Origin of the sequence: Pseudomonas sp. TH07 (genome assembly GCF_016651285.1) — a bacterium.
In the GTDB taxonomy this organism is placed as follows: Bacteria; Pseudomonadota; Gammaproteobacteria; order Pseudomonadales; family Pseudomonadaceae; genus Aquipseudomonas.
Map to the genome: position 1 here is coordinate 5336745 of NZ_JAEKED010000001.1, position 23932 is coordinate 5360676.

27 protein-coding genes are annotated in these 23932 nt (G+C 60.7%); 17 read left to right on the plus strand and 10 right to left on the minus strand.

Annotated features, from left to right (window positions below):
* Positions 1-112 precede the first annotated feature (112 nt).
* The 6 genes from modA (at position 113) to JFU57_RS24370 (ending at position 6096) form a co-directional block, all read left to right on the plus strand.
* Positions 113-880 carry a molybdate ABC transporter substrate-binding protein gene (gene modA / locus JFU57_RS24345; protein ID WP_207202228.1) on the plus strand — a complete coding sequence of 256 codons (768 nt, stop codon included), beginning with the start codon at positions 113-115 and terminating at the stop codon, positions 878-880.
* Positions 881-1561 (plus strand): molybdate ABC transporter permease subunit, encoded by a 681-nt coding sequence (gene modB / locus JFU57_RS24350; RefSeq protein WP_201131029.1) that lies wholly within the window; start codon positions 881-883, stop codon positions 1559-1561.
* A 5-nt stretch (positions 1562-1566) separates the two neighbouring features.
* Positions 1567-2655, plus strand: coding sequence for a molybdenum ABC transporter ATP-binding protein (gene modC, locus JFU57_RS24355; RefSeq protein WP_078473021.1), 1089 nt, complete (start codon positions 1567-1569; stop codon positions 2653-2655).
* 83 nt (positions 2656-2738) lie between these two features.
* Entirely contained in the window at positions 2739-3776 is a 1038-nt protein-coding gene (locus JFU57_RS24360) for a DNA topoisomerase IB (RefSeq protein WP_201131030.1), read from the plus strand.
* Positions 3777-3937: 161 nt separating this feature from the next.
* The gene (locus tag JFU57_RS24365; RefSeq protein WP_201131031.1) at positions 3938-5578 is read left to right on the plus strand and encodes an ABC-F family ATP-binding cassette domain-containing protein; all 1641 of its coding nucleotides are present in this window, start codon (positions 3938-3940) and stop codon (positions 5576-5578) included.
* A 125-nt stretch (positions 5579-5703) separates the two neighbouring features.
* Positions 5704-6096, plus strand: coding sequence for a VOC family protein (locus JFU57_RS24370; RefSeq protein ID WP_078473023.1), 393 nt, complete (start codon positions 5704-5706; stop codon positions 6094-6096).
* Positions 6097-6107: 11 nt separating this feature from the next.
* On the opposite strand, the gene JFU57_RS24375 is transcribed toward JFU57_RS24370, so the two are convergent.
* The 3 genes from JFU57_RS24375 to JFU57_RS24385 all read right to left on the minus strand — a co-directional run bounded on the left by JFU57_RS24375 (position 6108) and on the right by JFU57_RS24385 (position 7396).
* Positions 6108-6428, minus strand: coding sequence for a YbjQ family protein (locus JFU57_RS24375; protein WP_078473024.1), 321 nt, complete (start codon positions 6426-6428; stop codon positions 6108-6110).
* Between the two features lie 127 nt (positions 6429-6555).
* Entirely contained in the window at positions 6556-6714 is a 159-nt protein-coding gene (locus JFU57_RS24380) for a hypothetical protein (protein ID WP_178102991.1), read from the minus strand.
* A gap of 274 nt (positions 6715-6988) precedes the next feature.
* A complete protein-coding gene (locus JFU57_RS24385) occupies positions 6989-7396 on the minus strand; it encodes an MliC family protein (RefSeq protein ID WP_242487524.1) in 408 nt (135 codons plus the stop codon).
* 339 nt (positions 7397-7735) lie between these two features.
* Between JFU57_RS24385 and JFU57_RS24390 the strand changes: the two genes are divergently transcribed.
* The 7 genes from JFU57_RS24390 (at position 7736) to JFU57_RS24420 (ending at position 12774) form a co-directional block, all read left to right on the plus strand.
* The gene (locus tag JFU57_RS24390) at positions 7736-8212 is read left to right on the plus strand and encodes a hypothetical protein (protein ID WP_201132255.1); all 477 of its coding nucleotides are present in this window, start codon (positions 7736-7738) and stop codon (positions 8210-8212) included.
* A gap of 387 nt (positions 8213-8599) precedes the next feature.
* Complete coding sequence (locus tag JFU57_RS24395; RefSeq protein ID WP_201131032.1) at positions 8600-9325, plus strand: DUF969 domain-containing protein; 726 nt, start codon at positions 8600-8602, stop codon at positions 9323-9325.
* Positions 9322-10272: a DUF979 domain-containing protein gene (locus JFU57_RS24400; protein WP_078473027.1), complete on the plus strand. Its 951-nt coding sequence runs from the start codon at positions 9322-9324 to the stop codon at positions 10270-10272. The genes JFU57_RS24395 and JFU57_RS24400 overlap by 4 nt, the downstream gene beginning before the upstream one ends.
* A gap of 7 nt (positions 10273-10279) precedes the next feature.
* A complete protein-coding gene (gene pcp, locus JFU57_RS24405) occupies positions 10280-10927 on the plus strand; it encodes a pyroglutamyl-peptidase I (protein ID WP_201131033.1) in 648 nt (215 codons plus the stop codon).
* 238 nt (positions 10928-11165) lie between these two features.
* The gene (locus JFU57_RS24410) at positions 11166-11648 is read left to right on the plus strand and encodes a GNAT family N-acetyltransferase (protein WP_078473028.1); all 483 of its coding nucleotides are present in this window, start codon (positions 11166-11168) and stop codon (positions 11646-11648) included.
* A 62-nt stretch (positions 11649-11710) separates the two neighbouring features.
* Positions 11711-12259 carry a DUF4303 domain-containing protein gene (locus JFU57_RS24415; protein ID WP_201131034.1) on the plus strand — a complete coding sequence of 183 codons (549 nt, stop codon included), beginning with the start codon at positions 11711-11713 and terminating at the stop codon, positions 12257-12259.
* Positions 12260-12348: 89 nt separating this feature from the next.
* Complete coding sequence (locus tag JFU57_RS24420; RefSeq protein ID WP_201131035.1) at positions 12349-12774, plus strand: hypothetical protein; 426 nt, start codon at positions 12349-12351, stop codon at positions 12772-12774.
* A 47-nt stretch (positions 12775-12821) separates the two neighbouring features.
* On the opposite strand, the gene JFU57_RS24425 is transcribed toward JFU57_RS24420, so the two are convergent.
* Positions 12822-13286 carry a VOC family protein gene (locus tag JFU57_RS24425; RefSeq protein WP_201132186.1) on the minus strand — a complete coding sequence of 155 codons (465 nt, stop codon included), beginning with the start codon at positions 13284-13286 and terminating at the stop codon, positions 12822-12824.
* A 232-nt stretch (positions 13287-13518) separates the two neighbouring features.
* On the opposite strand from JFU57_RS24425, the gene JFU57_RS24430 reads away from it, so the two are divergent.
* Positions 13519-14124, plus strand: a complete 606-nt coding sequence (locus JFU57_RS24430) for a hypothetical protein (protein WP_201131036.1) — start codon at positions 13519-13521, stop codon at positions 14122-14124.
* Positions 14125-14166: 42 nt separating this feature from the next.
* Here the strand turns inward: JFU57_RS24430 and JFU57_RS24435 are convergent, their stop codons facing one another.
* The 5 genes from JFU57_RS24435 to JFU57_RS24455 form a co-directional block, all read right to left on the minus strand.
* Positions 14167-14709: a sterol desaturase family protein gene (locus JFU57_RS24435; protein ID WP_078473032.1), complete on the minus strand. Its 543-nt coding sequence runs from the start codon at positions 14707-14709 to the stop codon at positions 14167-14169.
* A gap of 185 nt (positions 14710-14894) precedes the next feature.
* On the minus strand, positions 14895-17558 hold the full coding sequence (gene mdeB / locus JFU57_RS24440) for an alpha-ketoglutarate dehydrogenase (protein ID WP_201131037.1): 2664 nt from the start codon (positions 17556-17558) through the stop codon (positions 14895-14897).
* Positions 17559-17645: 87 nt separating this feature from the next.
* A complete protein-coding gene (locus JFU57_RS24445) occupies positions 17646-17954 on the minus strand; it encodes a putative quinol monooxygenase (protein WP_201132187.1) in 309 nt (102 codons plus the stop codon).
* A gap of 50 nt (positions 17955-18004) precedes the next feature.
* Positions 18005-19189: an L-dopachrome tautomerase-related protein gene (locus JFU57_RS24450; RefSeq protein WP_201131038.1), complete on the minus strand. Its 1185-nt coding sequence runs from the start codon at positions 19187-19189 to the stop codon at positions 18005-18007.
* 54 nt (positions 19190-19243) lie between these two features.
* Positions 19244-20251 carry a zinc-binding alcohol dehydrogenase family protein gene (locus tag JFU57_RS24455; protein ID WP_078473035.1) on the minus strand — a complete coding sequence of 336 codons (1008 nt, stop codon included), beginning with the start codon at positions 20249-20251 and terminating at the stop codon, positions 19244-19246.
* 110 nt (positions 20252-20361) lie between these two features.
* Between JFU57_RS24455 and JFU57_RS24460 the strand changes: the two genes are divergently transcribed.
* A complete protein-coding gene (locus tag JFU57_RS24460; protein ID WP_078473036.1) occupies positions 20362-21252 on the plus strand; it encodes a LysR family transcriptional regulator in 891 nt (296 codons plus the stop codon).
* A 48-nt stretch (positions 21253-21300) separates the two neighbouring features.
* Here JFU57_RS24460 and JFU57_RS24465 read toward each other — a convergent pair whose 3' ends face one another.
* Positions 21301-22158, minus strand: coding sequence for a LysR substrate-binding domain-containing protein (locus JFU57_RS24465; RefSeq protein WP_201131039.1), 858 nt, complete (start codon positions 22156-22158; stop codon positions 21301-21303).
* 109 nt (positions 22159-22267) lie between these two features.
* Between JFU57_RS24465 and phnD the strand changes: the two genes are divergently transcribed.
* Positions 22268-23137: a phosphonate ABC transporter substrate-binding protein gene (gene phnD, locus JFU57_RS24470; protein WP_201131040.1), complete on the plus strand. Its 870-nt coding sequence runs from the start codon at positions 22268-22270 to the stop codon at positions 23135-23137.
* Positions 23134-23931, plus strand: a complete 798-nt coding sequence (gene phnC, locus JFU57_RS24475) for a phosphonate ABC transporter ATP-binding protein (protein ID WP_201131041.1) — start codon at positions 23134-23136, stop codon at positions 23929-23931. Before phnD ends, phnC begins: the two co-directional genes overlap by 4 nt.
* The last annotated feature ends 1 nt before the right edge of the window (position 23932 follow it).

A 23932-nucleotide genomic window follows, 5' to 3' on the forward strand; every position in this document is an offset into this window, starting at 1 on the left:
CGTCGGCGATTCGCTATATATTCCGCTATACAGCGATTACCCCCCTTGCTTCGGTGCAGTCCACTTCCAACAACAAACTGCCCAGCGCACTTGCCCTCAACGGAGCCGTTTCATGACCATTCGTGCCTCAGGATTTGCCCCGACTTGCCTCGCCACCCTCCTCGCCGTGTTTGCCTTTGGTTCGGCCCAGGCCGATGAAGTGCAAGTCGCCGTTGCCGCCAACTTCACCGCGCCGATCCAGGCCATTGCCGCTGACTTCGAAAAGGACACCGGACACAAACTGGTCGCGGCCTACGGTGCCACCGGGCAGTTCTATACCCAAATCAAAAACGGCGCGCCGTTCGAAGTGTTCCTGTCGGCTGACGACACCACACCGCAAAAACTGGAAACCGAAGGCGACACCGTCAAAGGCTCGCGCTTCACCTACGCCATCGGCACCCTGGCCCTGTGGTCGGCCAAGGAAGGTTATGTCGACAGCCAAGGCAAAGTGCTCAAGGAAAACCAGTATCAGCACCTGTCCATTGCCAACCCGAAAGCCGCACCTTATGGCCTGGCTGCGACTCAGGTCCTGGCCAAGCTCGGCCTGACCGACCAGGTCAAGAGCAAGATCGTTGAAGGCCAGAACATCACCCAGGCCTATCAGTTCGTGTCTACCGGCAATGCCGAGCTGGGGTTTGTCGCCTTGTCGCAGATCTACAAGGACGGCAAAGTCAGCAGCGGTTCGGCGTGGATCGTTCCGGCCGAGATGCACGACCCGATCAAACAGGACGCGGTGATCCTCAACAAAGGCAAGGACAACCCGGCCGCCAAGGCACTGGTTGACTACCTCAAAGGCCCGAAAGCCGCCGCCGTCATCAAATCCTACGGTTACCAGCTCTAAATGCCGCTGGCGAGTGCCGACTTTTCCGCGATCTGGCTGACCCTGAAGCTGGCATCGTTGACGACCCTGATCCTGCTGGTCATCGGCACTCCGATCGCCCTCTGGCTGTCGCGCACCCGCTCCTGGTGGCGCGGGCCGATCGGCGCGGTGGTGGCCCTGCCCCTGGTGCTGCCACCGACGGTGATCGGCTTTTACCTGCTCCTGGCCCTTGGCCCCCACGGCTATCTCGGCCAGCTCACCCAGTCCCTTGGGCTGGGCACCCTGACCTTTAGTTTCAGCGGCCTGGTGATAGGTTCGGTGATCTACTCCATGCCGTTTGTGGTCCAGCCGCTGCAAAATGCATTCTCGGCTATCGGCACCCGCCCACTGGAAGTGGCGGCGACGTTGCGCGCCAACCCGTGGGACACCTTCTTCAGCGTGGTCCTGCCCCTGGCTCGCCCCGGGTTCATCACCGCGTCGATCCTGGGTTTCGCCCATACCGTCGGTGAGTTCGGCGTGGTGTTGATGATCGGCGGCAATATCCCGGACAAGACCCGGGTGGTCTCGGTGCAGATCTACGATCACGTAGAAGCCATGGAATACGCCCAGGCCCATTGGCTGGCAGGGGCCATGCTGGTGTTCTCGTTCCTGGTGTTGCTGGCGCTCTACTCCAGCCGCAAGACCAAAGCCGGCTGGAGTTGAACCCCATGAGTTCCGAGATTCGCGTCAGCCTCACCCTGGATTATCAAGACTTTGCCCTGGACCTCGACCTGCAGCTTCCGGGGCGCGGTGTCACGGCCCTGTACGGCCACTCCGGCTCGGGCAAGACCACGTGCCTGCGCTGCATCGCCGGGTTGGAAAAAGCCGGGCAAGGCCTGGTACAGATCAACGACGAGGTGTGGCAGGACAGCCGCAGGAAGATCTTCGTCCCACCCCATAAGCGCTCCCTGGGTTATGTGTTCCAGGAAGCCAGCCTGTTTCCCCACCTGTCGGTGCAAGCCAACCTCGAATTCGGCCTGCGGCGCATCCCCCGCGCCCAACGCAAAGTCGACATGGCCCACGCCACCGACCTGCTGGGCATCGGCCACCTGCTCGAACGCCATCCACATAACCTGTCGGGCGGCGAACGCCAGCGCATCGGCATTGCCCGCGCCCTGCTGACCAGCCCCAGGCTGTTACTGATGGACGAGCCCCTCGCGGCGCTGGATGCCAAGCGCAAAAGCGAGATTCTGCCCTACCTCGAACGCCTGCATGACGAGTTGGATATTCCGGTGCTGTACGTCAGCCACTCCCAGGACGAAGTTGCGCGGCTGGCCGATCATATCGTGCTGCTCAGCGAGGGCAAGGCAATGGCCAGCGGTCCCATCGGCGACACCCTGGCCCGGCTCGATTTGCCCCTGGCCCTAGGCGACGACGCCGGCGTGGTGATCGAGGGCCGGGTCAGCCACTATGACGCCAACTACCAATTGGTGACCCTGCAACTGCCCGGCAGCCAACTGACGATACGCGTGGCCCATGCGCCCCTGGCCATCGGCAAGAGCCTGCGCTTCAAGGTGCAGGCACGGGACGTCAGTCTCAGCCTGCAAGCCGGCGAACACAGCAGCATCCTCAATCGCCTGCCGGTCACGGTCAGCCAGGAAACTGCCGCCGACAACAGCGCTCACGTACTGGTGCGCCTCGATGCCGCCGGCACACCGCTGCTGGCACGGATCACCCGCTTCTCCCGCGACCTCCTGGCACTGCACCCCGGCCAGCAGCTGTGGGCACAAATCAAGGCGGTCGCGGTCCTCGCCTGAGGCACTCGAAAATCCTTGGCACGACTGCCGGGCGCCGTGGTCAATCCGATACAGGCCCGCTCGTTTTGCCAAGGATTACTGCCATGCCCGACACTACACTGCCCGTCGACCTGCCACCCGACCTGCATTACGTCGATGACAGCCAGCCCGGTATCCGGCGCAAAAAACTGCGCGGCAAATTCTACTACTTCGACGCCGATGGCCAACGTATCAAGGACCCGGACGAGATCAAGCGCATCAACGCCCTGGCTGTGCCGCCGGCCTACAGCGATGTGTGGATCTGTGCCGATCCGCGCGGCCACCTGCAAGCCACCGGCCGTGATGCCCGGGGCCGCAAGCAGTACCGCTACCACGCGCGCTGGCGCGAAGTGCGCGATGCCGACAAATACTCGCGCATGCTGGAGTTCGGTGGCGCCCTGCCAAAACTGCGCCGGCAACTGGAGGCGCTGCTGGCGGCGCCCGGGTTCAGCCGGGACAAGGTCATGGCCACCGTCATCACCTTGCTCGACGCCACGCTGATTCGCGTCGGCAACAGCCAATATGCCCGCGACAACCGTTCCTACGGCCTGACCACCCTGCGTAGCCGGCACGTTGAAGTCAAAGGCAGTGCGATCCTGTTCCAGTTTCGCGGCAAGAGCGGCATCGAGCATCAGATCACCATCAAGGATCAGCGCCTGGCCCGCATCATCAAGCGCTGCCTGGAGCTGCCGGGGCAAAACCTGTTCCAGTACCTGGACGAAAACGGTGAGCGCCACAGTGTCAGCTCCTCGGACGTCAACGCTTACTTGCAAACCCTGACCGGCGCCGATTTCACTGCCAAGGATTACCGCACCTGGGCCGGCAGCACCCTGGCCTTGGCGGTACTGCGCGAACTGCAATGGGAGTCGGAAACCGAGGCCAAAAAACACATCGTCGAGATGGTCAAGGACGTCTCCCGCCAACTGGGCAACACCCCGGCCGTGTGCCGCAAGTGCTACATCCACCCCGCCGTGCTCGACAGCTTCCTGCTCGGCGAACTGGCCAAGCTGCCAAAGCCCAGGACTCGCAAGGGGCTCAAGGCAGAAGAGGTGGGCCTGGCGATGTTTCTGGAAAGCCTGGTGGATCAAGTCGCCGCCAGTTGAAGCAAACCCGGGTTGTCAAAGGCCCGGGCTGCGCGTTAGGCTGTGCGCCTTCCCCCGTTCCAGGACGATTGCCGACGTGAACAACTAAGCCTTCCAAAATGTATTCGCAACAAGCCGCTCTGGCGCTTGTTGGCTTTTTTCGACATTTTCTGGAGGTGCTGATGACTCACGTCACACGGCTGCCTGCGCTGGTCTCTTTGCACCAGCTGAGTTTTCAATTGGCCAATGGCCAAACCCTGTTCGAAGCCCTCGACCTCAGTTTCGACCACCTGCCTACCGGCCTGGTCGGGCGCAACGGCGTGGGCAAATCCGTGCTTGCACGCTTGATCGCCGACGAACTCGCCCCTACCAGCGGCAGCATTCATCGCAGCGCCCGGGTGAAATACCTCGCCCAGCAACAGGACATCGCGCCCTGCCACAGCGTTGCCCAGGTCGCAGGTCTGGCTGAGGCTCTGGACGCCCTTGAGCGATTGGGCGCTGGCAACGCCTCGCTTGAGGACCTGGAGCAACTGGATGAACGCTGGGGTCTGGCCGAACGCCTGCGGCGCCAGCTGGACGCTGCCGACCTCGTTGATATCGGGCCAGGCACGGCAGCGGCCCACCTCAGCGGTGGCCAGTTGGCCCGCGTCGCCATGATCGGCGCCCTGCTGAGTGGGGCCGATCTGCTGGTGCTGGACGAACCGACCAACCACCTCGATGCCCAGGGCCGGCGCTGGCTGCAGGCACAACTGCAACAGTGGCGTGGCGGCCTGATCGTGATCAGCCACGACCGCCACCTGCTGGCCCACATGCAGCGCATCGTCGAGCTGACGCCCCAGGGTGCCCGGCTCTATGGCGGCAACTATGCCGTGTTCCAGCAACAGCGGCTGACCGAGAGTGACGCAGCCCAGGCCGCCCTCGAGCAGGCACGAACCGAACGCAGCCGGCAGCGCAAACGCCTGCAGCGCGAACACGACACCATCCTGCGCCACGCCGCCGGCGCCCGCAAAAATGCCGACACCGCTAATGTTTCCCGCTTCGAGCGGGCCAAGATGAAAGGTGCGGCGCAGGACATCATGGGCCACGTGCGCCATGCCCATCAGGCGCAAAAAACCGAGCTCGACCAGCAGGTCAGTCAGGCCTACGCCCGGGTGCTGCCAGACGCGCCGACTGTGGTCACACTGCCCGGAACCGCAGTGCCCGGCGGCCAGCAACTGTTCTGCCTGACTGCCGCACAACTGCCCTGGCTGCCCGCCAATGCACCTTCGAGCTACGTCACCTGCAGCGCCAGCGGGCCGTTGCGGATTGCCCTTCGCGGGCCCAATGGCTGCGGCAAATCGACCCTGCTGAATATGCTCGCCGGCAACCTTCAGCCCTTGAGTGGTGAGTGCCGGGTTGGGGTCCAGGGAGCCTATCTCGACCAGCAACTGGCCCTGCTCGACCCCGAGCGGTCGATTATCCAGCACCTGGGTGTGCTCGATACGCCATTGAACGAAGGCGAACTGCGCAGTCGCCTGGCACAGCTGCAACTCGATGCCCGGCGGGTGACCCAGCCTTGCGGCCAATTGAGTGGCGGCGAACGCTTGAAAGCGGCGCTGGCGGTCGCCTTGTGGAGCGCAACTCCCGCCAGGCTCCTACTGCTGGACGAGCCCACCAACCACCTGGATCTGGAATCGATACAGGCCTTCGAAGCGGCGCTGCGGGGCTTTCCCGGGGCGATGGTGGTGGCGTCCCACGATGAGGATTTTCTGGCGGCCCTGGCGCCCAGTCATCAACTGCAATGGACCATCCAGGGCTGGGTCTTTACCCAGGTCACGCCATGAATCCGTTGCCCGGCCGTACGGTTGCAGCCCAGGTTTCAGTCATACGGCCTTACAGCAAAATACCGTGCGACGGCAGGCCACATGATAATGTTCCGCCGCCCATCACCAACAAGGATCGTTAAGCCATGAAATTCGGTTACACCATCGTCTACGTCCCAGACGTTGCTGCCTCGTTGACATTCTTTGAACAGGCTTTCGGCTTCAGCCGCCGGTTCCTGCATGAGTCCGGCACCTATGGCGAGCTGGAGAGCGGCGCCACCACCCTGGCCTTCGCCGCCCATGAACTGGCGGCCATGAATTTCACCACCGGTCACGTCGCCGCACACTCCTCGCCGCAGCCCCTGGGTATCGAACTGGGCCTGGTCACCGACGATGTCCCTGCGGCTCATGCCAAGGCCCTGGCCCAGGGCGCCAGCGAACTCTCGGCTCCCAGCGCCAAGCCCTGGGGGCAGACGGTGTCTTACCTGCGCTGCCCGGACGGGACCCTGGTGGAGTTGTGTACCCCGATCCACCCCTGAACCTGCGGCGTCTATCTGAGTTTGACCGCGGTGCCGGTGACAAACACCACCACCATCCGACCACGACCTGACGACATGCTGATTTCGTAATCAAGGCCAACCACCGCGTCCGCCTGAAGCACCTCGGCGCGCTGGCGGATTTCCTCGGTGGCCTGGGCCCGTGCCTCTTTCAGGGCACGCTCCAGGGTCTGTGAACGACCGCCGAAGAAGTCGCGCAGGCCGGCAGATAAATCGCGCACGACGTTGATGCCCTGGACCGACTCGGCGCTGACGATATCCAGGTAGGCGGCAATCGTCCGGCCTTCAATGCTGTGGGTGGTGGTCAAGATCATGCTGTTCTCCCTGGTCCAACCTGCGCGCCAGCGTGAATACGGCAGCGCACGTAAAAAGCTATCGACACCCGGAGGCATCGCTGCAAGGTGGGCAATAAAAAAGCCCCGCTCTTAGGCGGGGCACGTCTCAAGGCTTCAGGGGCCGCTCTTCATCGCGCTCCGAAAGACTCTTGCCGTCGTCCGGGTGCTTCCAGGTCTGTGGCGGCGGCTCATCGTGCTCGACAAGGTCCCGATCCAGGTCCTGGTCCTGCGGCTGTTGAGGGTGGTTTTTATGCTCGTTAGTCATGCCCAGCTCTCCTGCAAAGGGTCAGATCCAGCCTTGTTCAGGGTAGAACATCTGTCGGCGGATACCCCGGCCCCGCAGGCCACCTTGACCAGGAAATGACTCACATCCTTGCCGTGGATCAGGCAAAGATGAATTTTCTTTCACTGTGCCCGGTGCCATCGCTGGTTATAGTCCGCCTGCTCATTCAAGAAACTACGTTCGCCCGCTCTCCCGCGGGCTTTTTTTTGCCTGTTCAAAAGACCGAGGTCGGGACTGACGTATGCCTCGACCCGCCTCATTCCAGACCAGGTAGCTCCTTGCAGTCTTTCAAGATGGATTCTTCCTCGGCAGTGTGGTCGGCAGCCATAAACGACAACATGCCGCGGTCGCCCTTGGTGTGCCAGCGATAACTGTTCTGTTCGTCATCGGCCACATACAACGCGCCGGAGCCGGACTGGCTGATGTGCATGGGAATCAGATGCCCTTTGTACTGAAGCGTGGCGAACGAGTCGCCATTGGGCAGGTTCAGATAAGCCGCCTCGATGCGCATTCCGCCTTCGCACTGGTAGCGAGCAACCGTACTTTGAGCTCCCTGCTCTTGAGAGTCGTCGGCTTGATCGAGGTCGTCCGTTGCTGCGTGGCTCAACAATGGCGAGGCCAGAAACACCAGCAAAGCAGCGAACCTGAAACGTTGAGAAAGCATGGGCTGAACCCTGGAAAATTGATCGTCCCTATCGGACGTTCGAGGCAGGGTTAAGTTCATGTCGAAGGGCATGCGCCGGAAGGGGAAGTTTGCAGTGCGGGCCGATAAAACCTGTTCAATCGGACAACCAATAATGTGCGCAATTGTGAAGGTGAAACAGTGGCTGCGACTAAATTTCAGGCAAAAAAAATCCCAAGTAGCTGATGGAAACTTGGGATTAAAAATGCATAAACCGTGGTAGGTGAACGCGACGCAATCTTATCTTATCGGCAGCAGATGTAACAAGATATTTGACGCCTTTCGTCGGAATTAAAATCACCTAAGTCCTTAAATAACCACATGTTTTTAAAGGTGTACGGTTTACAGGGATTAATTATCGCCCTGTTTTGGCGCACTTTTAAGGCGCTGAAACGGTGGCTGAAGTTCGATAAAACCAATGGCAATAACAGCCTTCTGTCCAAGGCAGCAAACGCAGGGCCCCACCGTATAAAACGCCCCAAAAAAGTGCGCGCACCAACAGCCCGATATTTGCCGAATCTTTCCTTCCTGCGTCCAAAATGCCCACCCGGGGAGGTGTCGCAAAAAGACGTGTCAGGCGCTTTGCGGGCAAAAAATTTGAATTTCGTGAGACGGGGCCAGGTCAAGAAGAGTAAGCACAGTCAATCTGACGAGGTAATAGCCATGACCATCGAAGCAGAGACACTTGTCCAACTCGCCGAAGCGCTTCAACACCAGGGCCTGGTGTTGGTTTGCGATGTGAACTTTATCCGCGCACCCTATCGTCACAACCATCGCTGGGTATGCCGCGTCGAGTGACAGCCTCCGACGCCGAATACTCGGTGCGCGTTCAACGCTGACAGTGCCAACAGGCTGTTAGCGTTGTTTCAGCGCTGACCCTGAGCGTCAAATAAATCTGAAACTGCGCTTGTTTAGCCCTCTTCTTGCGTGCCATTCCCCGCCTTAGCTCGCCTCTGCGGGCGTCACACGCTCATAAACTTTCTTGTTGTGCAGCAACAAGTTTATTTGTTGGACGCCTCCCCCCCGAGCCGCAATGATGCGGGCCACTGACGCTCGACCTTCCAGGTCAAATAATAAAAAACCGAGTCGGGCTGCCCGCCAAGCTCAGGAAGCGAACCAGACTGCTGGTCTTCTTCACTTCCGGCTTTTCTGGCGCCGCGGCACGCTGCTAAGGACCTCCACTCCATGCAAACTGTTGTGAACTTATGGCCGCTGATAGGCGTGCTCGTCATCGTGGTCGGCTTTGTCCTGCGCTTCAATCCGCTGCTGGTGGTGACCGCCGCCGCGATTGCCACGGGCGTTGCCGCTGACTTTTCCCTGGAGAAAATCCTCGCCGCCATGGGCGACGGTTTCATGGAAACCCGTGCCCTGCAACTGATCCTGTTATTGCCCCTGGCCGTCATCGGCCTACTTGAACGCCATGGCTTGCGCCTGCACGCGCAGAACTGGATTGCACGCTTCGAACGGGCCACCGTCGGGCGCCTGCTGATCATTTACCTGTTTGTTCGTGAAAGCACGGCCGCCATGGGCCTGACCAGCCTTGGCGGTCACCCGCAAATGGTGCGGCCGTTACTGGCCCCCATGGCGGAAGGCGCCGCGGAAAAACGCTATGGCCCGCTGCCGCAAGTGCTGCGTCACAAGGTCCTGGCCATGTGCGCTGCCACCGATAACGTGGGGCTGTTTTTTGGCGAGGACATCTTTGTTGCCTTCGGCGCGATCGCACTGATGCACACCTTCCTGCTGGGCTCGGGGATTGATGTCGAGCCGCTGCATATCGCCTTCTGGGGCATTCCCACCGCGATTTGCGCCTTCATCATTCACGCGATACGCCTGCACCGATTCGACCGCATGCTGAGCCGCAAACTGTCGGCCACCGACCGCCATGCCTCCCCAGTGGAGACCGCAGCATGATCATCTCCATTGAGTACCTGTACTGGTTGGCCGGGGTGCTGCTGCTGATTACCGCGGGCATGATCCTGGTTGACCGCAGCCATCCCAAGCGTTGGTCCAGCGGCCTGTTCTGGCTGTTGTTCGCCATGGTCTTCCTGATTGGCGAGCGCCTGCCCACGGTCGTGGTAGGCGCCGGCGTGGTGCTGATGGCGCTGATCGCCGGCCTGGGTGGCGTGGGCCGCGGCGCTCACGCCGAGTTGCATGTCAAGGCGGCGCGAGCCAGTGCCGGACGCCTGGGGCACAAGCTGTTCATTCCCGCGCTGGCGATCCCGCTGACCACGGTAATCGGCTCGGTACTGCTCAAACACTATGAGATTGGCGGCGTACCGCTGCTTGACCCGAAAAACACAACCTTTGTCTCCCTGGGCCTGGGCTGCCTGATCGCCCTGGCGCTGGCCTGCTGGCTGACCCGGGACACGCCGTTGCAAGCCTTGCGCGAATCGCGGCGTCTCACCGAAGCGCTGGGCTGGACCATGGTCCTGCCGCAGATGCTGGCGATGCTCGGGCTGCTGTTCAATGACGCGGGTGTCGGCAATGCCGTGGCTCACGTGGCCACCACCTATATCAACCTGGACTTCCGTCTGGTTGCGGTGATGGTCTACGTGCTGGGCATGGCGCTGTTCACGGTGATCATGGGCAACGGTTTTGCTGCGTTTCCGGTCATGACCGGCGGTGTCGGCGTGCCGGTACTGGTGGGCGTGTACGGCGCCAACCCCGCAGTGATGGCGGCGATCGGCATGTTCTCCGGCTACTGCGGCACGCTGATGACGCCGATGGCGGCCAACTTCAATATCGTGCCGGCTGCCCTGCTCGAACTGCCCGACAAGAACGCCGTTATCAAGGCCCAACTGCCGACCGCGCTGATGATGCTGCTGGTCAATATCGTTCTTCTTTACCTGCTGATGTGAGGCAATGATGCGTACTGTGCTGCTGACGGGTTTCGAACCCTTCGACCAAGACACCATCAACCCATCCTGGGAGGCCGTGCGCCGCCTGGACGGCACCGACCTGTGTGATGGCGTACGAATCATCGCCCGCCAGTTGCCCTGTGCATTTGTCACCTCGGGTACGCGCTTGAATGAACTGCTCGCCGAGCACAGCCCGCAGATGGTCATCGCCACCGGGCTGGCCTCGGGTCGCAGCGAACTGTCCATCGAGCGCGTGGCGATCAACCTCAACGATGCGCGTATCCCGGATAACCTGGCCTATCAGCCGATAGACACCCCGGTAGAGGCTGGTGGCCCGGCGGCGTACTTCAGCACGCTACCGATCAAGGCCATGGTCAAGGCGCTGCGCGAGGCCGGGATTCCTGCGGCGGTGTCGCAGACCGCCGGCACCTTCGTCTGCAACAGGGTGTTCTACAGCCTGCAGCACGCCCTGGTCGGTTCAGGGGTCCGCAGCGGGTTTATCCACGTGCCCTACCTGCCCGAACAGGTTGCGCGCAGTGCACCCGGGCAACCTTCACTGGCTCTGGAAACACTGGTCGAAGGCCTGCGAATCGCCGCGTTGAGTGCCTGGAACACCCAGGCCGATATTGCAGAAAGCGGCGGCCAAGTCTGCTGATTCCGCACAGCGCGATGAGGGGCACCGCCTCGCGCCGACATTGACTTCTCGGCAGCACATCGCCAGGATCCGCCGATGACCAACATTCGCCACACCGCCATGATGCGCCCGTACATGACCGCCTTCGGCGGGTCGTGAGGGCATACGCAGCGGTGTTGACGTATGACCAAAAGGCCCCGCCAGCGATGGACGGGGCCTTTTGGTTTCCGGGTCCTGCTGGCTTTCAAGGAGAAACGCCATGCTCACATTCAGACCCGCCAGGGAAGCGGATGCCCAGGCCTGCTGGGACATCCGAGTTGAGGCCATAAGAGCCGGCTGCTCAAGGGTGTATAGCCCCGAGCAGATCCGGATCTGGACCAGCGACAGCCCGTCCCCCGCCTATGCCGCCATGGTCGAGCGCCACTACCAGTTGGCAAGCATTGAGCAGCAGATCGTCGGCACCGGGATGATCGATCTGCAGAGCGGCAAAGTGGATGCCATTTTTATCAGGCCAACGTTCATGGGCCTGGGTGTAGGCCGGCAGATGCTGGCGCACCTGGAGCAACTTGCCCGGGAGCGGCACCTGCACCAAGTAAGCCTGGAGTCGACGCTTAACGCCGCGCCGTTTTATCGACACTGTGGCTACGCGGGAGAGCAGATCGCGACCTATGAGTCGCCACTCGGTATCTCCTTGGACTGCGTCCCCATGAGCAAAACATTGCGCCATTCGTTCGAGCATTGACCAACCTTTGAATTACCATGGGCGGCGTTTTTTATTGGCCGCCCATAAGGAGATCCGCGCCCATGAGTGAGTTTGATTTTGCCCAATTGCAGGCTGACCTTGAGTCCGCCTCGAAGCAGGCGCTGCTCCAGATCGCCAAAGCCCACCCTGAAGAAACACTGTGCAGCTTCGCCCTCTACAGCGATTGCGGGGCCATGACCGCCTGTATCGCCAGCAATACCCGGAGTCACCAGCAGCGTCATCAGGCCGAAAACCCCGATGACCAGGCCTACTACAAATTCTCACCGGCAGAGTGGCGTTTCGAAGGCCAGGGCGCCGACCAGGAAATCGGCCAGATCTGCACCCGACTGCGGGAGCGCGCCCTGGATATCGAGGACGATCCCGGCTTTGGTGCCTTCCGCGACCAGCTGTACCAGACCTGCGTCCAGGCCCTGGAGAACTTGCGCAACCAAGGGGTTTTCTCCGGGTTCGGCGAGGACTTTCTGCTGGTGTTCGCCGTGTCGGATGACGACCCGGATCCCGCCGTCGAACTGGCCACTCTCAGCCGCCTGAACTCGCCCGCCACCGTCGAGGAATACAAGGCCTGGCAAGCCACCTGGGCCGGGCAATAAACCCTCGAGGCTGGCAGTACGCTGTAGCCTCAGGCAGTCGCCCGTGTTTTGCACAGCTAAGGGTCTACATAGCCACTTGGGTCAAAGGAATGAGATCAGCAGAAAACACCAACCCAGTACCCTCTCGCCCCTCGATCGCCATCATCGGCGTTGCGCTGGGCCTGGCCGTTGCACTCTGGATCAGCGCACAAGGTCCGTACTTCTGGAGCAATTTCGCAGGCTATTGGTTACCGCAGGCGGCAGTGCTGGCTATGGCCATGCTGTTCAAGGCGTCACGGGCTGTGCTCGGTGGCGTCGCGCTGACGATGGCGCTGTACTTGTACCTTTTCGATAGCTGGGCCACCGAGTCCATGGCATGGCTGTTCTACCTGTTCAGCTTCCCTGGCGTGCTGGTTGGAGCACTGCTCGCCAGTGTCGCACCGTCACGCAAGCCCTACGAGGTCCTGATCGCTGCGGGCTGGGTGATCCTGGGCATCGTGGTGAACCTGACCATAATGCTGATCACGATGGCATAACACGGCACCTGGAGCCCCCTGGACGGGCATGAGGAGGCGGTCGGGCCTCATGCCTCCTCGGCAAACGCGTCCTTGATAAAAGCCTCCAGTTCCTTTTCTTCAAGCAGCTCAATGGAAAAATGCCCAAAGCGTTTCGGCAACCAGATGATGCGTGTGCCACTGGGTGATTGCAGATTATCGCGAGACAGCGGATTGCCGTTTTCATCTTCCGGCTGGACACCCTCCTCGACCAACTCGTCGTAGGCTGCCTCAATGTCCGGCGTGGAATAACAATGGCGGTAGATCATGCCTTCGCCGTTAGCGTCCATCAGCACCTTGAGATTGCCGGTAAACGGCTGCACGAGCATAAGGCGCTCCGTTCCAAACATCACAATCGCAAAATGCACGTGCAGGTCGCCACGCTGCCAGTCGAGCGTCTTTGAAATCCTTGCGCTAAAGACTCGAGCGTAATACCGGCAGGCTTCCTCAAGATCCTTGACCAGAACATCCACGTGGCTGAATTTTAATTTCAACGGCCTCACCCTTTTCCTGAAATGGGATTCATCGGTCTTCAGCCCGGCGCCACTGACCAAAGTGCTCAAACCTATCACTGATTGCGGCCCGGCAGGCGTTCCTCAACCCTCGAAAATGCTTGGGGCCAGCCCACCTGGAGCCGTACTTATAGAGATAACGCTGTCGCCGACACGTGCAATAATCCCGCACGTTCCAAAGCAACGTCGCCCTACAGCAAATGGAGTTGCCCTTATGAAGAAGTACATCCTGTATCCGCTGCTTGCACTGCTTGCCGGATGCAGCACGGGGCCTTATTTACATCCGGAATCGCCCCTGGGCGAAAACGCGCTGCTGTCACGCACCTGCCCCGGACCCAAGGCAGCGATGAGCTTTGCCCCGTTATCGGAAGAGCTCAATTGGGTGCACCTATTGGTTTATGTGGCGCCGCCAGGAACCTCAAGCTGGCCAGGCAACCAACGTTCGACGGACACTGAACTGCGCCTGTTTGGTCGCCTGTACACGCCTCCCTACCTGCGCAACCTCAACACCCCGGAGCAACGCAAAGCGGCCTACAGACAGACCCCGCCAGCACTGTGGCTCAGCGCTGCATCGCCGCAAGTCACGGTGACGCTGGCGACCGGGCAGCGCTATCAAGTCAGTATCGAACAGCTGAAAACCGGCTTTGATCCGCGAGAACAATTCCACAGCGGGTGGAAAGGAACGCCCCTGGGCAAAGGCGACATGGACGACTTCACCCTCACCTTCCCCGACCTTTTCATCAACGGCGAGAAAGTCCCCATGGCGCCCATCCACTTCAAGAAGCGCGAAGAACGCTACGCGCCAGTGTTCAACTGCTGACGGCCCATCATTCCTGATTGGCCGGCACAACGGGGATGACGTTCAAGACTGCGTGCGCTCCCCGTCGGATGGCAGCGCATCGAGCTGTATATAGGTGCGGAACACGTGGTCCCAGAGCGGCGAGGACACGCCGAAGTTTTTCTCGATGCCCTTGCGGTGATGCAGGTCGTGGTTGGCCACTAACCCGGAAATAAAGCGGTAGGCCCAATGCTCCGGACGGTGCATCACGTAATGCAACGAGATGTAGCAGAAGTAACCCACCACCACCCCGGCAAACACTGACGTCAGGTCCGTCCACCACGCGAGCAGCAAGAGCAGCGCGTACACCGAACTGGTTTTCCAGCTGGACACCCCGATGTAAGCCAGGACGTCGACATGGTGCGTCCAGTGTTCACGGCGGTACAGCGAGTGAAACAGGGAGCGGTGCACCCAATACTCGACCAGCGACCAGGCCAGCAGGCCGACCAGCGCCTGGCCAACATGAAAGGGCCCGAGGTACAGCGCCAACAGGACAAACAACGGCGCGGTGAAAAAATCGAGGTAATAAGCCAGCGAAGACATCAGCCATTTATTGGACGCAGCCATGCGCGAAATTCCTTGTGAGAGCCGACGGACATCAGGTTATGAGCGGATCGAAAAAAGCGTGCACACACTAACAGATGAGCCATGGGCAAACCTATGGCCTGAACCTCATCGGCTGCCACGTTGCAACTTCCGGTGCCGTTAGGACCGACGCCCAGGTCTTTGCGCAGCAGATGGATGCTCGCGCCTCAGCAATTCCAGGGGGCTTGAGCCTTCGCATCGATGCCATATTTCGTACGTGCACGGGCATGGGCGTCGGCATCAACCGAGGCCAGCGCCGCCAGTACGATGTGGTACCGATCCACTTCAAAAAAACTGCGCAAAGCCGCACGTGTGTCGCTACGCCCGAAACCGTCGGTCCCGAGGGTGATGTAGGGCGCCTGTAAATAGGGAGCCAGCAACTGCACATAGGCCCGTACGTAATCGCTGGCCGCCACGATCGGGGTGCTGCCCGGCAGGCAGCGCTGCAAGTGACTGGGTTGTTGCACGTCACCACCGAATATCTGTTGACGCTGCGTTTCGCGGGCTTCACGGGCCAGTTCGGAAAAACTCGTCACGCTCCAGACTTCCGCACTGAACTGCCACTCTTCGTCCAGCATCCGTGCCGCAGCGATCACCTCGCGCAGAATGGCCCCCGAACCGAGCAGGCGTACCGAAGGCACCTGGTCACCGTAACGAGCGTAGAGGCGCATGCCGCGAATGACGTCCTCATGTTCGCTGGGCTGCAGTGAAGCCTGGACGTAGTTTTCGTTGGTCACTGTCAGGTAATAGAACTCATCCTGCTGCTGTTCCAGCATGCGCCGGCTGCCGTGATCGATAATCACTGCGGCCTCGCTGGCGAATGCTGGATCGTAGGCGCGACAGTTGGGGACCGTGGCCGCCATCAGTTGGCTGGAGCCATCCTGATGCTGCAACCCTTCGCCCGCCAGGGTGGTACGCCCCGCAGTCGCACCGATCAGGAATCCCCTGGCCCGCTGGTCAGCGGCGGCCCATATCAGGTCGCCAATGCGCTGAAAACCGAACATCGAGTAGTAGATATAGAACGGCAGCATCGGCTCACCATTGACGCTGTACGAAGTAGCAGCGGCGATCCAGGAAGAGATGGCGCCCGCCTCGGTGATGCCCTCTTCCAGCAACTGCCCATCGACGGCTTCCTTGTAGTAGAGCAATGCACCGGCGTCTTCCGGCTCATACAACTGCCCCACTGCCGAGTAGATGCCGATCTGCCGGAACAGGTTGGCCATGCCAAAAGTCCGCGCCTCATCCGCCACAATGGGCACGATGCGCGGCCCCAACTGCTTGTCCTTGATCAGTTGGGTGAACAGGCGCACAACCGCCATTGTCGTGGATATCTCCCGCTCATCGGCGGTCAGGGCAAAGCGCCCATAGCTGTCGAGCGGCGGGATTTTGACCGAGGCAACCTGGCTGCTGCGCTTGGGCAGATAACCGCCCAAGGCTTGGCGCTGCCGATGCAGGTAACGCAACTCGGGGCTGTCTTCGGCTGGCCGGTAAAAACGCATTTCCTCCACGGCCTGGTCATCGAGCGGCAAGGCAAAACGATCGCGAAACGCCTTAAGCGCCTCGACATCCAGTTTTTTCTGTTGATGGGCAGTATTGCGCGACTCGCCGATCCGGCCCATGCCATAGCCTTTCTTGGTTTTGGCCAGCACCACCGTCGGTCGCCCCTGGTGTCGCCTGGCGGCGTCGAATGCAGCATGCAACTTGCGAAAATCATGTCCGCCCCGGCGCAACGCGTCGATCTGATCCGGGCTCATGTCGGCCACCAGTGCCTGCAATTGCGGGTCCTGATCGAAGAAGTGACTTTGGTTATAGGCGCCGTCATTGGCCCCAAGATTCTGGTACTGGCCGTCCACCATTCCGGCGAAATGACGTAACAGCGCCTGCCCCTCGTCACGGGCAAACAGTGGGTCCCAATCCGACCCCCAAAGCACCTTGATCACATTCCATCCGGCACCGCTGAACAACGATTCCAGCTCCTGGACGATCTGCCCATTGCCTCGCACGGGGCCGTCCAGGCGTTGCAAATTGCAATTGATCACAAACGTGACATTGTCCAGGTTTTCCCGCGCGGCCAATGACAACGCAGCCATGGACTCCGGCTCATCCATCTCACCATCACCAAAGACTCCCCAGACATGACGCCCCGCAGTCGAAGCCAACCCACGGTGCTGCAGGTAACGCAGAAATCGCGCCTGGTAAATGGCATTGATCGGCCCTATCCCCATGGAACCGGTAGGAAATTGCCAAAAATCGGGCATCAGCCACGGATGCGGATAGGAGCACAGCCCTGCGCCCTGCACTTCTTGCCGGTAGCGCTCGAGTTGCGCCTCCTGCAAGCGCCCTTCGAGAAAGGCCCGCGCATAGACACCGGGGGCAGAGTGGGCCTGGAAGTAAACCAGATCGCCCCGCCCCTCTTCACTGTCAGCCCGAAAAAAGTGATTGAACCCTACCTCGAATATCTCGGCGGCCGATGCGTAACTGGCGATGTGACCGCCTAGCTCGCCATAGGCCTTGTTCGCCCGGGCGACCATGGCCAGCGCATTCCAGCGGATGATCGAGGTGATTCGTTCCTCCATCACCAGGTTGCCGGGGTAAACCGGCTGCTGTTCGAGCGCAATGCTGTTCTGGTAGAGCGAATACGCATTCGCGGCGCCCGGGACACCCAGGCGATTGGCCTGCTCGGCCAACCGCTGCAGCAAGTACCGGACGCGCGGCCGGCCCCCTACCCGGGCTACGCCCTTCAGGGCTTCAAGCCACTCGTTGGTTTCACTGACGTCCACATCGTCGTCGACAGGTGATCCATGGGTTGGACGTTGCGTGAAGTCTTTCATTGCAGGGCACCCCGACAGACAGGAGCAACCACCCGGCACGCTAGCGTGCCTGAGAGGTTGAGTGGACGACTGAAATTGGCAACTGGGCTAGGCCGAAACTTGCTCAAGAAATATCAGTTGCAACGGCTGATCCAAAAGCGCGCCGGCCGTGGCGGCAAAGCGTTGAAAGTACGGCATGGCGAAATGAGCATCGAGCGCGGCTTGATCCTTGAAGGCTTCGCGCATATAGAACGTTCCGTGCTCATCGCGCAGCTCGAACAGCACGTAATCAAGGTTTCCAGGTTCCGCCCGGGTCGGTTCTATCAGTGCCAACAACGCCTCTTTCAACGCCTGCCGTTGGCCGGTCTTGGCCTTGAGCACTGCAATCGAGACCACTGCCTGATGGGACGCATTCATCATCAAACTCTCCAGGGTTCGCATTATGTAAACGGTGGCATGGGGTGCGATCAGCGGGTTGGCGCTGGCGCGGCGTCGATTTTGAGCCGCATCAGGCTGTAGGGCTTTTCCCGCTGATCCTGGCCGGAACGGAACACTGCCTGGCGGTGCAATTGGTTCGCGGTGAAGTACAGATAACCATCCGGACCAATTGCCAGGGTGTCGGGCCAGAGCAACCGGGGATCGTGCACCAGTGTTTGCCAACGCCCGTCAGGCAGGCGCTTGCGGATGGCGTTGTGCTCGTAGTCCCCCGCGTAAATGGCGCCGTCGGCGTCGGCTTCCAAACCATCGGAGGCGCCTTTTTCCCCCAGGTCCTGCACCGCGGCGGCAAGCTGCTGTTCGCTGACGTTGGCATCGCGCAGCAACGCCGTGGAGACAGCAAACAGATGCCGACTAGACAGTGGCGTGAAGTAGAGGGTGTTCCCGTCTGCTGACAAGGCGATACCGTCCGAGGCTACCGCCAGCGGCTTGCGCTCACCATTCGGTCCATCGACCATGACTGGCAAGCCTTCGACGACCGGCACAAATCCTGGGGCAACCGAGGTGGCCGGGGCGCCGCTCAAGCGCCGGATGGCACGTCCACTGGCGATATCCATGACAATGATCGCGCCGGGGCCACGCAGGGAGGAGTCGGTGATATAGACCGTGCCTTGCGTTCCCGTGCGAAAGTCAAAGCGCATGTCGTTGACATAGGTGCTGGGCAACATGACGTTATCCGGAAACACCAGCCGCTTGACGATACGGTTGCTGGCAAGATCCACCGCCACCAGCTTCGCCCCGCGCGGCTTCGGATCCGAGAACCCGGGAGCCGCGGTGTCGAGCAACCAGACACGGCCCTGACCATCGGCCACGACACTTTGCACGCTGATCAAACCATCGCCCGGATCCCGAGGGTTCTCCTGGTTGATCTGCGCATTGGGGTAGGCCACCACCTTTCCATCGCGAATTTCACCCACCGTAAACGGCACCGTGTCGCCCCAGCGTGGGAAGTTGACGAAAATCCGTCCGGTCTCGCTGACGGTCACCCCCGTGGGCATGGCATCGTAAAAAGCATGGACCTGCTCAAGCTTGCCGAAGGCTTTGTCGGCGGGTGCATCTTCAGCCAATCCGACGGCGGTTATTGCATGGGCCATCGGCACGGCGAACACCGCTGCCGAGACTATCGCGAGTACTGCGGGTAGGTTTTTAATGCGCATGGTGTGCTCCCGATGGGCCTGTCAGCGGCCCACCTGCAGGTGTGGGGACGATGATCAGAAACCTTCGAGAACGATCTTGCCTTTGGCTTTGCCGCTCTCGACCAGCCCATGGGCGCGGCGCATGTTAGCGGCATTGATGAGGCCGAAGTGCTCCCCCAGGGTGGTTCGTAAAACGCCCTGATCGATCAGGTTGGAGACGCGATTGAGCAAGTGGTGCTGCTTGATCATGTCCGGGGTTTCGAACAGCGAGCGGGTAAACATGAGTTCCCAGTGCAACGACAGGGACTTTCGCTTGAGGGGCATCACATCCAGGCTCTGCGGGTCGTCGATCACAGCCAGGCGCCCCTGCGGACGCAGCACCTCGATCAACTGCAAAAGGTGCAGCTCGGTATGGGTCAGGCTGGCCACATAGCTGACCTCTGCCACTCCCAGTGCTTCCAACTGGGGAAGCAGTGGCTGGCTGTGGTCGATCACATGGTGGGCCCCCATGTGCCGAACCCAATCTGCGGTCTCCGCCCGCGAAGCGGTACCGATAACGGTCAGCCGGGTCAACTGGCGGGCCAGTTGCACCAGCATCGAACCAACGCCACCGGCCGCACCGATGATCAGCAGACACTCGCCCTGCCCTGACTCCTCGGCGACCCCCAGGCGGTCAAACAGCAGTTCCCAGGCAGTTATCGACGTCAGCGGCAACGCTGCAGCGGAGGCTGCACCTAACGATCGCGGCTTATGCCCGACAATTCGCTCATCCACCAGGTGCAATTGGCTATAGCTGCCGGCGCGGACAATGGAGCCCGCGTAAAACACTTCATCGCCGGGATGAAACAGTGTCACTTCAGCGCCCACTTCACGGACGATACCTGCGGCGTCCCAGCCCAGGATTTTCGGTTCTCTGGTGAAAGTCCCAGCACGCACTTTGGTGTCGACCGGATTGACTGAAACCGCCTGCACTTCCACCAGCAGATCCCTGGGGCCAGGAGTCGGCACAGGAACGTCAATATCCTGCAGTGCCTGAGGATCTTCGATGGGCAAGGCGTGTTGGGTAAAGGAAATCGCTTTCATGGACACTCGCTGTATGAAGGGCTGATGCGCTCAATTGCGATCATCTTCGGCTTCCCATGGGCAAAGAAAAACCTGCAGAATGCGCCAACACTTTCACTGCAGGAGTGAAAATGATCCGTATTGATGACCTTGGCCTGTTCGTGCGCAGCGCCGCACTGGGCAGCTTCACCGCCGCAGCACTGGAAGCAGATCTGTTACCTGGCCAGGTTGCAGCGGCGATCAAGCGCCTGGAGCGCGAGCTGGATGTGCGTTTGTTCGCCCGCACCACCCGCAGCCTCAGACTGACTGCCGAGGGTGAGCAGTACCTGCCCACGGCCCTCTCTGTGCTTGAGACCTTGAAGCAAGGAGAGGAAAGCCTGCACGGAGCAAATGCCCGTCTTCGTGGAGTACTGCAAGTGGCGGCACCGTCCGATCTGGGGCGCAATATTCTGCTGCCATGGCTCTCGGCATTCCGCCGCCAGCATCCGGAACTCAGCTTGCGTTTTGTCCTCTCCGACCAGGTGGCGGATCTGTTTCGCGAACCGGTCGATGTGGCGATACGGTACGGATCGAATGAAGATGCCAACTATGTTGCCCTGCCCCTGGCGCCCTGGAATCGCAGGGTGCTGGTCGCTTCCACAGACTATGTCGAGCGCCATGGATACCCGAGCACCCCGGATGACCTGAGCCGCCATCCGTGCTTGCTCTACCTGCAAAACGGCAGGGTCTACGACAAGTGGCGCCTGGGTAACCAGTCGATCCAGGTGAGCGGCCCACTGTTCAGTGACGACGCCGATGTGGTTCGACGCTGGGCCCTGGGCGGAGAAGGTATCGCCAACAAATCCTGGCTGGATGTCAGCAGCGATGTAGCGGCAGGACGCCTGGTGGTGCTACTGCCTGAGTACCCCGGCGACGCCTCGCCGTTAAGCCTGGTGTGCCCGCACCGTAAACAGATCTCGCCAGCGGTGACTCAGCTCTACAGTTGGCTCAGCAGTCAATTCTCCATGCTGGAGCGCATCTGAGCTCATGCCGTGGGGCAGTAACATCCTCAGGTCCCGAGCAGTTACCGGCTAAGCCAGAACCACATCGAAAAACGAGCTGATCAGCCGACTGGAACGTCGCTCCGCCAGGCAATAGAGATAGGTTTCGGTGTAGAGCGGATCGCCCGCAATGCGGATCGTGCGAATACGAGGATCGGCAATGAACTCGGCCTCGGAGACAACACCCAGCCCCAGCCCCCGCACCACGGCCTCGCGCAAGGCTTCGCGACTGCCGATTTCCATGGCGATGCGCGGAACGATTGCTGCCGCGAGCAACGCCTGTTCCAGGACCAGACGTGTGGTCGACCCGGGCTCGCGTTGCAGCAGCCGTTGACCTTCCAGCTCCTCCAGGCGCACTGAACCACGCCCGGCAAAAGGATGCTCATGGTGGGCAAACAGAATGATCGGGTGGCGCGCGTAATGCACGGAGCAGAGCCCTGGATCATCGTTTCGACCGGCAAGCACCGCAATATCCGTCACATAGTTTTCAAGATCAGCCAGCACTTGGGCCGAGTTGCCGACCCGGATCGACACGTCGATGCGCGGATGGCGCTGAAGGTAGTTATCCACCATTTCGATCACGTGAAAGGGGCCGACCGCGCCAAGCTTCAACTGGCCACTGTCCAGCTGACCGGAGTCACGCAGCAGGTTGTGCGCATCCAGGTCCAGCGCCGCCATTGCTTGAGCGATCGGCAGCAACTGCCGGCCGACATCCGACAACTCGATGCGCCGTCCCCGGCGATTGAACAGTTCCAGATTGTACTGGCGCTCCAGGCTCTGCACCTGGGTGGTCAACGTCGGCTGGCTGAGCCCCAGCGCCCGTGCGCCAGCGCTGAAACTTGCGTGGCGGGCCACGGCGAGAAAGGCGCGCATCTTTGCGGTGGACATCCATAGATCCCATCAATAGTTGAGTGCTGAAATCCATATTGAATTGATCGTATGACTGTCACGTGACATTTCTAGCCTGAGGCCACTTCAACCAACCTCCTGGAATGCCATGAACAATTTCTCCAGATTCTTGCGTATCGCCGCTATTGTCTGCCTCTCGATAAGCGCTGCCTGCCAAGCCTCGGCGAACGACAAGCTGAGAATTGGCCTGATCCCATCAGAGGACTCCCAGGCAATGATCGAGTCCAGCAAGCAGGTACTCAGCAGCCTGGAGAAAAAGCTGGGCATGCCCGTCGAGCCCTTTGTCGCGACCGACTACAACGGCATCATCGAAGCATTGCGGGCCGGCAAACTGGACGTGGCCTATCTCGGTCCGTTCTCCTATGTGCTGGCTACGTCGGTGGCCGATGTCGAGGCCTTCGCGGTGGCGGTCACCAAAAAAACCGGCCAGAGCGCCTACCGCAGCCTGATCCTGGCGCACAAGGACAGTGGGATTGGTGAATTGTCCGACCTCAAGGGCCATACCTTCGCCTTTGTCGACCCAAGCTCTGCATCCGGTCACCTATTCCCCAAGGCCGGGCTGGAGCAGGCCGGCTTCGATCCGGAAAAACTGTTTTCACGGGTAATCTTCTCCGGCTCCCATGACGCCAGCATCCTCGCAGTCGCGAACCGCAAGGTCGACGCTGCCGCAGTGGCCGACCGCATTCTTGCCAACGCAGTGGCCAGAGGCCTGGTCAAAGACGATGACCTCCAGGTGGTTTGGAGTTCGCGGCCGATTCCGGAGTCGCCAATGGTCTGGCGCAAAAATCTCGACCCGGCGCTCAAAGAGAAAGTCGCTGCGGCCCTGGCTTCGATCAAGGACGTGCCTTGGGGTGACCAAGGCCAACTGGATGGCTTCCAGCCCACCACTGATGCGGCTTACGACGTGGTGCGCGAAACCGCCAAGGTCCTCGACCTCGATTTGCGGAGACTGAAATGATCAGCATCCGCCAACTGACCAAGCATTACGGCTCCAACACGGTCTTGCGCGGTGTCGACCTGGACGTCGCCGCCGGTGAGTTTGTGGTGGTGCTGGGCCAATCCGGCGCGGGCAAGTCGACGTTGCTGCGCTGTATCAATCGACTGGTCCAGGCTGATTCCGGGACGCTTACCGTGGCGGGCATGGATGCACTGGCCTGTCGCGATACCAGCGCCCTGCGACGTCAGGCGGCAATGATCTTCCAGCACCACAACGTCGTGCCACGCCTCAGCGTATTGAAAAATGTGCTCACCGGCCGCCTGGGCGCAGTGTCTACCTTGACCTCGATCTTGCAGCTGTTCAGTCGCGAAGATGTGGCGTTGGCCATGCAATGCCTGGAGCGCGTGGAGCTGGTGCATAAAGCCCGGGAGCGCACCGATGCACTGTCTGGAGGGCAGATGCAGCGGGTAGGCATTGCCCGGGCCCTGGCGCAACGACCGAAGGTGATCCTGGCGGACGAGCCGGTGGCCAGTCTCGACCCGAACACGGCGCGCCTGGTGCTGCAATACCTGCGCGATGCCACCCGTGAATTGGGGATCACAGTGGTGTGCAACCTGCACCAGGTTGATTACGCCCGCGAGTTTGGGGATCGGATTGTCGGCCTGGCCCACGGCAAGCTGGTGTATGACGGCAACGCTGCCCAGATGACCGAAGCTGATCTGCAGCGCATCTACCCTGGCCAGGCAGTGTCGGCAGAGGATGCAGAGGCGACAGCGGCCAAGCCGCTGATCCGAGCCACAGAGCTGAGGGTTTGAA

Excerpts from the sequence above, each read along its gene's own strand:
- modA (WP_207202228.1), top strand. The coding sequence starts at position 113 with ATGACCATTCGTGCCTCAGGATTTGCCCCGACTTGCCTCGCCACCCTC.
- modB (WP_201131029.1), top strand. The coding sequence starts at position 881 with ATGCCGCTGGCGAGTGCCGACTTTTCCGCGATCTGGCTGACCCTGAAG.
- modC (WP_078473021.1), top strand. The coding sequence starts at position 1,567 with ATGAGTTCCGAGATTCGCGTCAGCCTCACCCTGGATTATCAAGACTTT.
- JFU57_RS24360 (WP_201131030.1), top strand. The coding sequence starts at position 2,739 with ATGCCCGACACTACACTGCCCGTCGACCTGCCACCCGACCTGCATTAC.
- JFU57_RS24365 (WP_201131031.1), top strand. The coding sequence starts at position 3,938 with ATGACTCACGTCACACGGCTGCCTGCGCTGGTCTCTTTGCACCAGCTG.
- JFU57_RS24370 (WP_078473023.1), top strand. The coding sequence starts at position 5,704 with ATGAAATTCGGTTACACCATCGTCTACGTCCCAGACGTTGCTGCCTCG.
- JFU57_RS24375 (WP_078473024.1), bottom strand. The coding sequence starts at position 6,428 with ATGATCTTGACCACCACCCACAGCATTGAAGGCCGGACGATTGCCGCC.
- JFU57_RS24380 (WP_178102991.1), bottom strand. The coding sequence starts at position 6,714 with ATGACTAACGAGCATAAAAACCACCCTCAACAGCCGCAGGACCAGGAC.
- JFU57_RS24385 (WP_242487524.1), bottom strand. The coding sequence starts at position 7,396 with ATGCTTTCTCAACGTTTCAGGTTCGCTGCTTTGCTGGTGTTTCTGGCC.
- JFU57_RS24390 (WP_201132255.1), top strand. The coding sequence starts at position 7,736 with ATGTTTTTAAAGGTGTACGGTTTACAGGGATTAATTATCGCCCTGTTT.
- JFU57_RS24395 (WP_201131032.1), top strand. The coding sequence starts at position 8,600 with ATGCAAACTGTTGTGAACTTATGGCCGCTGATAGGCGTGCTCGTCATC.
- JFU57_RS24400 (WP_078473027.1), top strand. The coding sequence starts at position 9,322 with ATGATCATCTCCATTGAGTACCTGTACTGGTTGGCCGGGGTGCTGCTG.
- pcp (WP_201131033.1), top strand. The coding sequence starts at position 10,280 with ATGCGTACTGTGCTGCTGACGGGTTTCGAACCCTTCGACCAAGACACC.
- JFU57_RS24410 (WP_078473028.1), top strand. The coding sequence starts at position 11,166 with ATGCTCACATTCAGACCCGCCAGGGAAGCGGATGCCCAGGCCTGCTGG.
- JFU57_RS24415 (WP_201131034.1), top strand. The coding sequence starts at position 11,711 with ATGAGTGAGTTTGATTTTGCCCAATTGCAGGCTGACCTTGAGTCCGCC.
- JFU57_RS24420 (WP_201131035.1), top strand. The coding sequence starts at position 12,349 with ATGAGATCAGCAGAAAACACCAACCCAGTACCCTCTCGCCCCTCGATC.
- JFU57_RS24430 (WP_201131036.1), top strand. The coding sequence starts at position 13,519 with ATGAAGAAGTACATCCTGTATCCGCTGCTTGCACTGCTTGCCGGATGC.
- JFU57_RS24435 (WP_078473032.1), bottom strand. The coding sequence starts at position 14,709 with ATGGCTGCGTCCAATAAATGGCTGATGTCTTCGCTGGCTTATTACCTC.
- mdeB (WP_201131037.1), bottom strand. The coding sequence starts at position 17,558 with ATGAAAGACTTCACGCAACGTCCAACCCATGGATCACCTGTCGACGAC.
- JFU57_RS24445 (WP_201132187.1), bottom strand. The coding sequence starts at position 17,954 with ATGAATGCGTCCCATCAGGCAGTGGTCTCGATTGCAGTGCTCAAGGCC.
- JFU57_RS24450 (WP_201131038.1), bottom strand. The coding sequence starts at position 19,189 with ATGCGCATTAAAAACCTACCCGCAGTACTCGCGATAGTCTCGGCAGCG.
- JFU57_RS24455 (WP_078473035.1), bottom strand. The coding sequence starts at position 20,251 with ATGAAAGCGATTTCCTTTACCCAACACGCCTTGCCCATCGAAGATCCT.
- JFU57_RS24460 (WP_078473036.1), top strand. The coding sequence starts at position 20,362 with ATGATCCGTATTGATGACCTTGGCCTGTTCGTGCGCAGCGCCGCACTG.
- JFU57_RS24465 (WP_201131039.1), bottom strand. The coding sequence starts at position 22,158 with ATGTCCACCGCAAAGATGCGCGCCTTTCTCGCCGTGGCCCGCCACGCA.
- phnD (WP_201131040.1), top strand. The coding sequence starts at position 22,268 with ATGAACAATTTCTCCAGATTCTTGCGTATCGCCGCTATTGTCTGCCTC.
- phnC (WP_201131041.1), top strand. The coding sequence starts at position 23,134 with ATGATCAGCATCCGCCAACTGACCAAGCATTACGGCTCCAACACGGTC.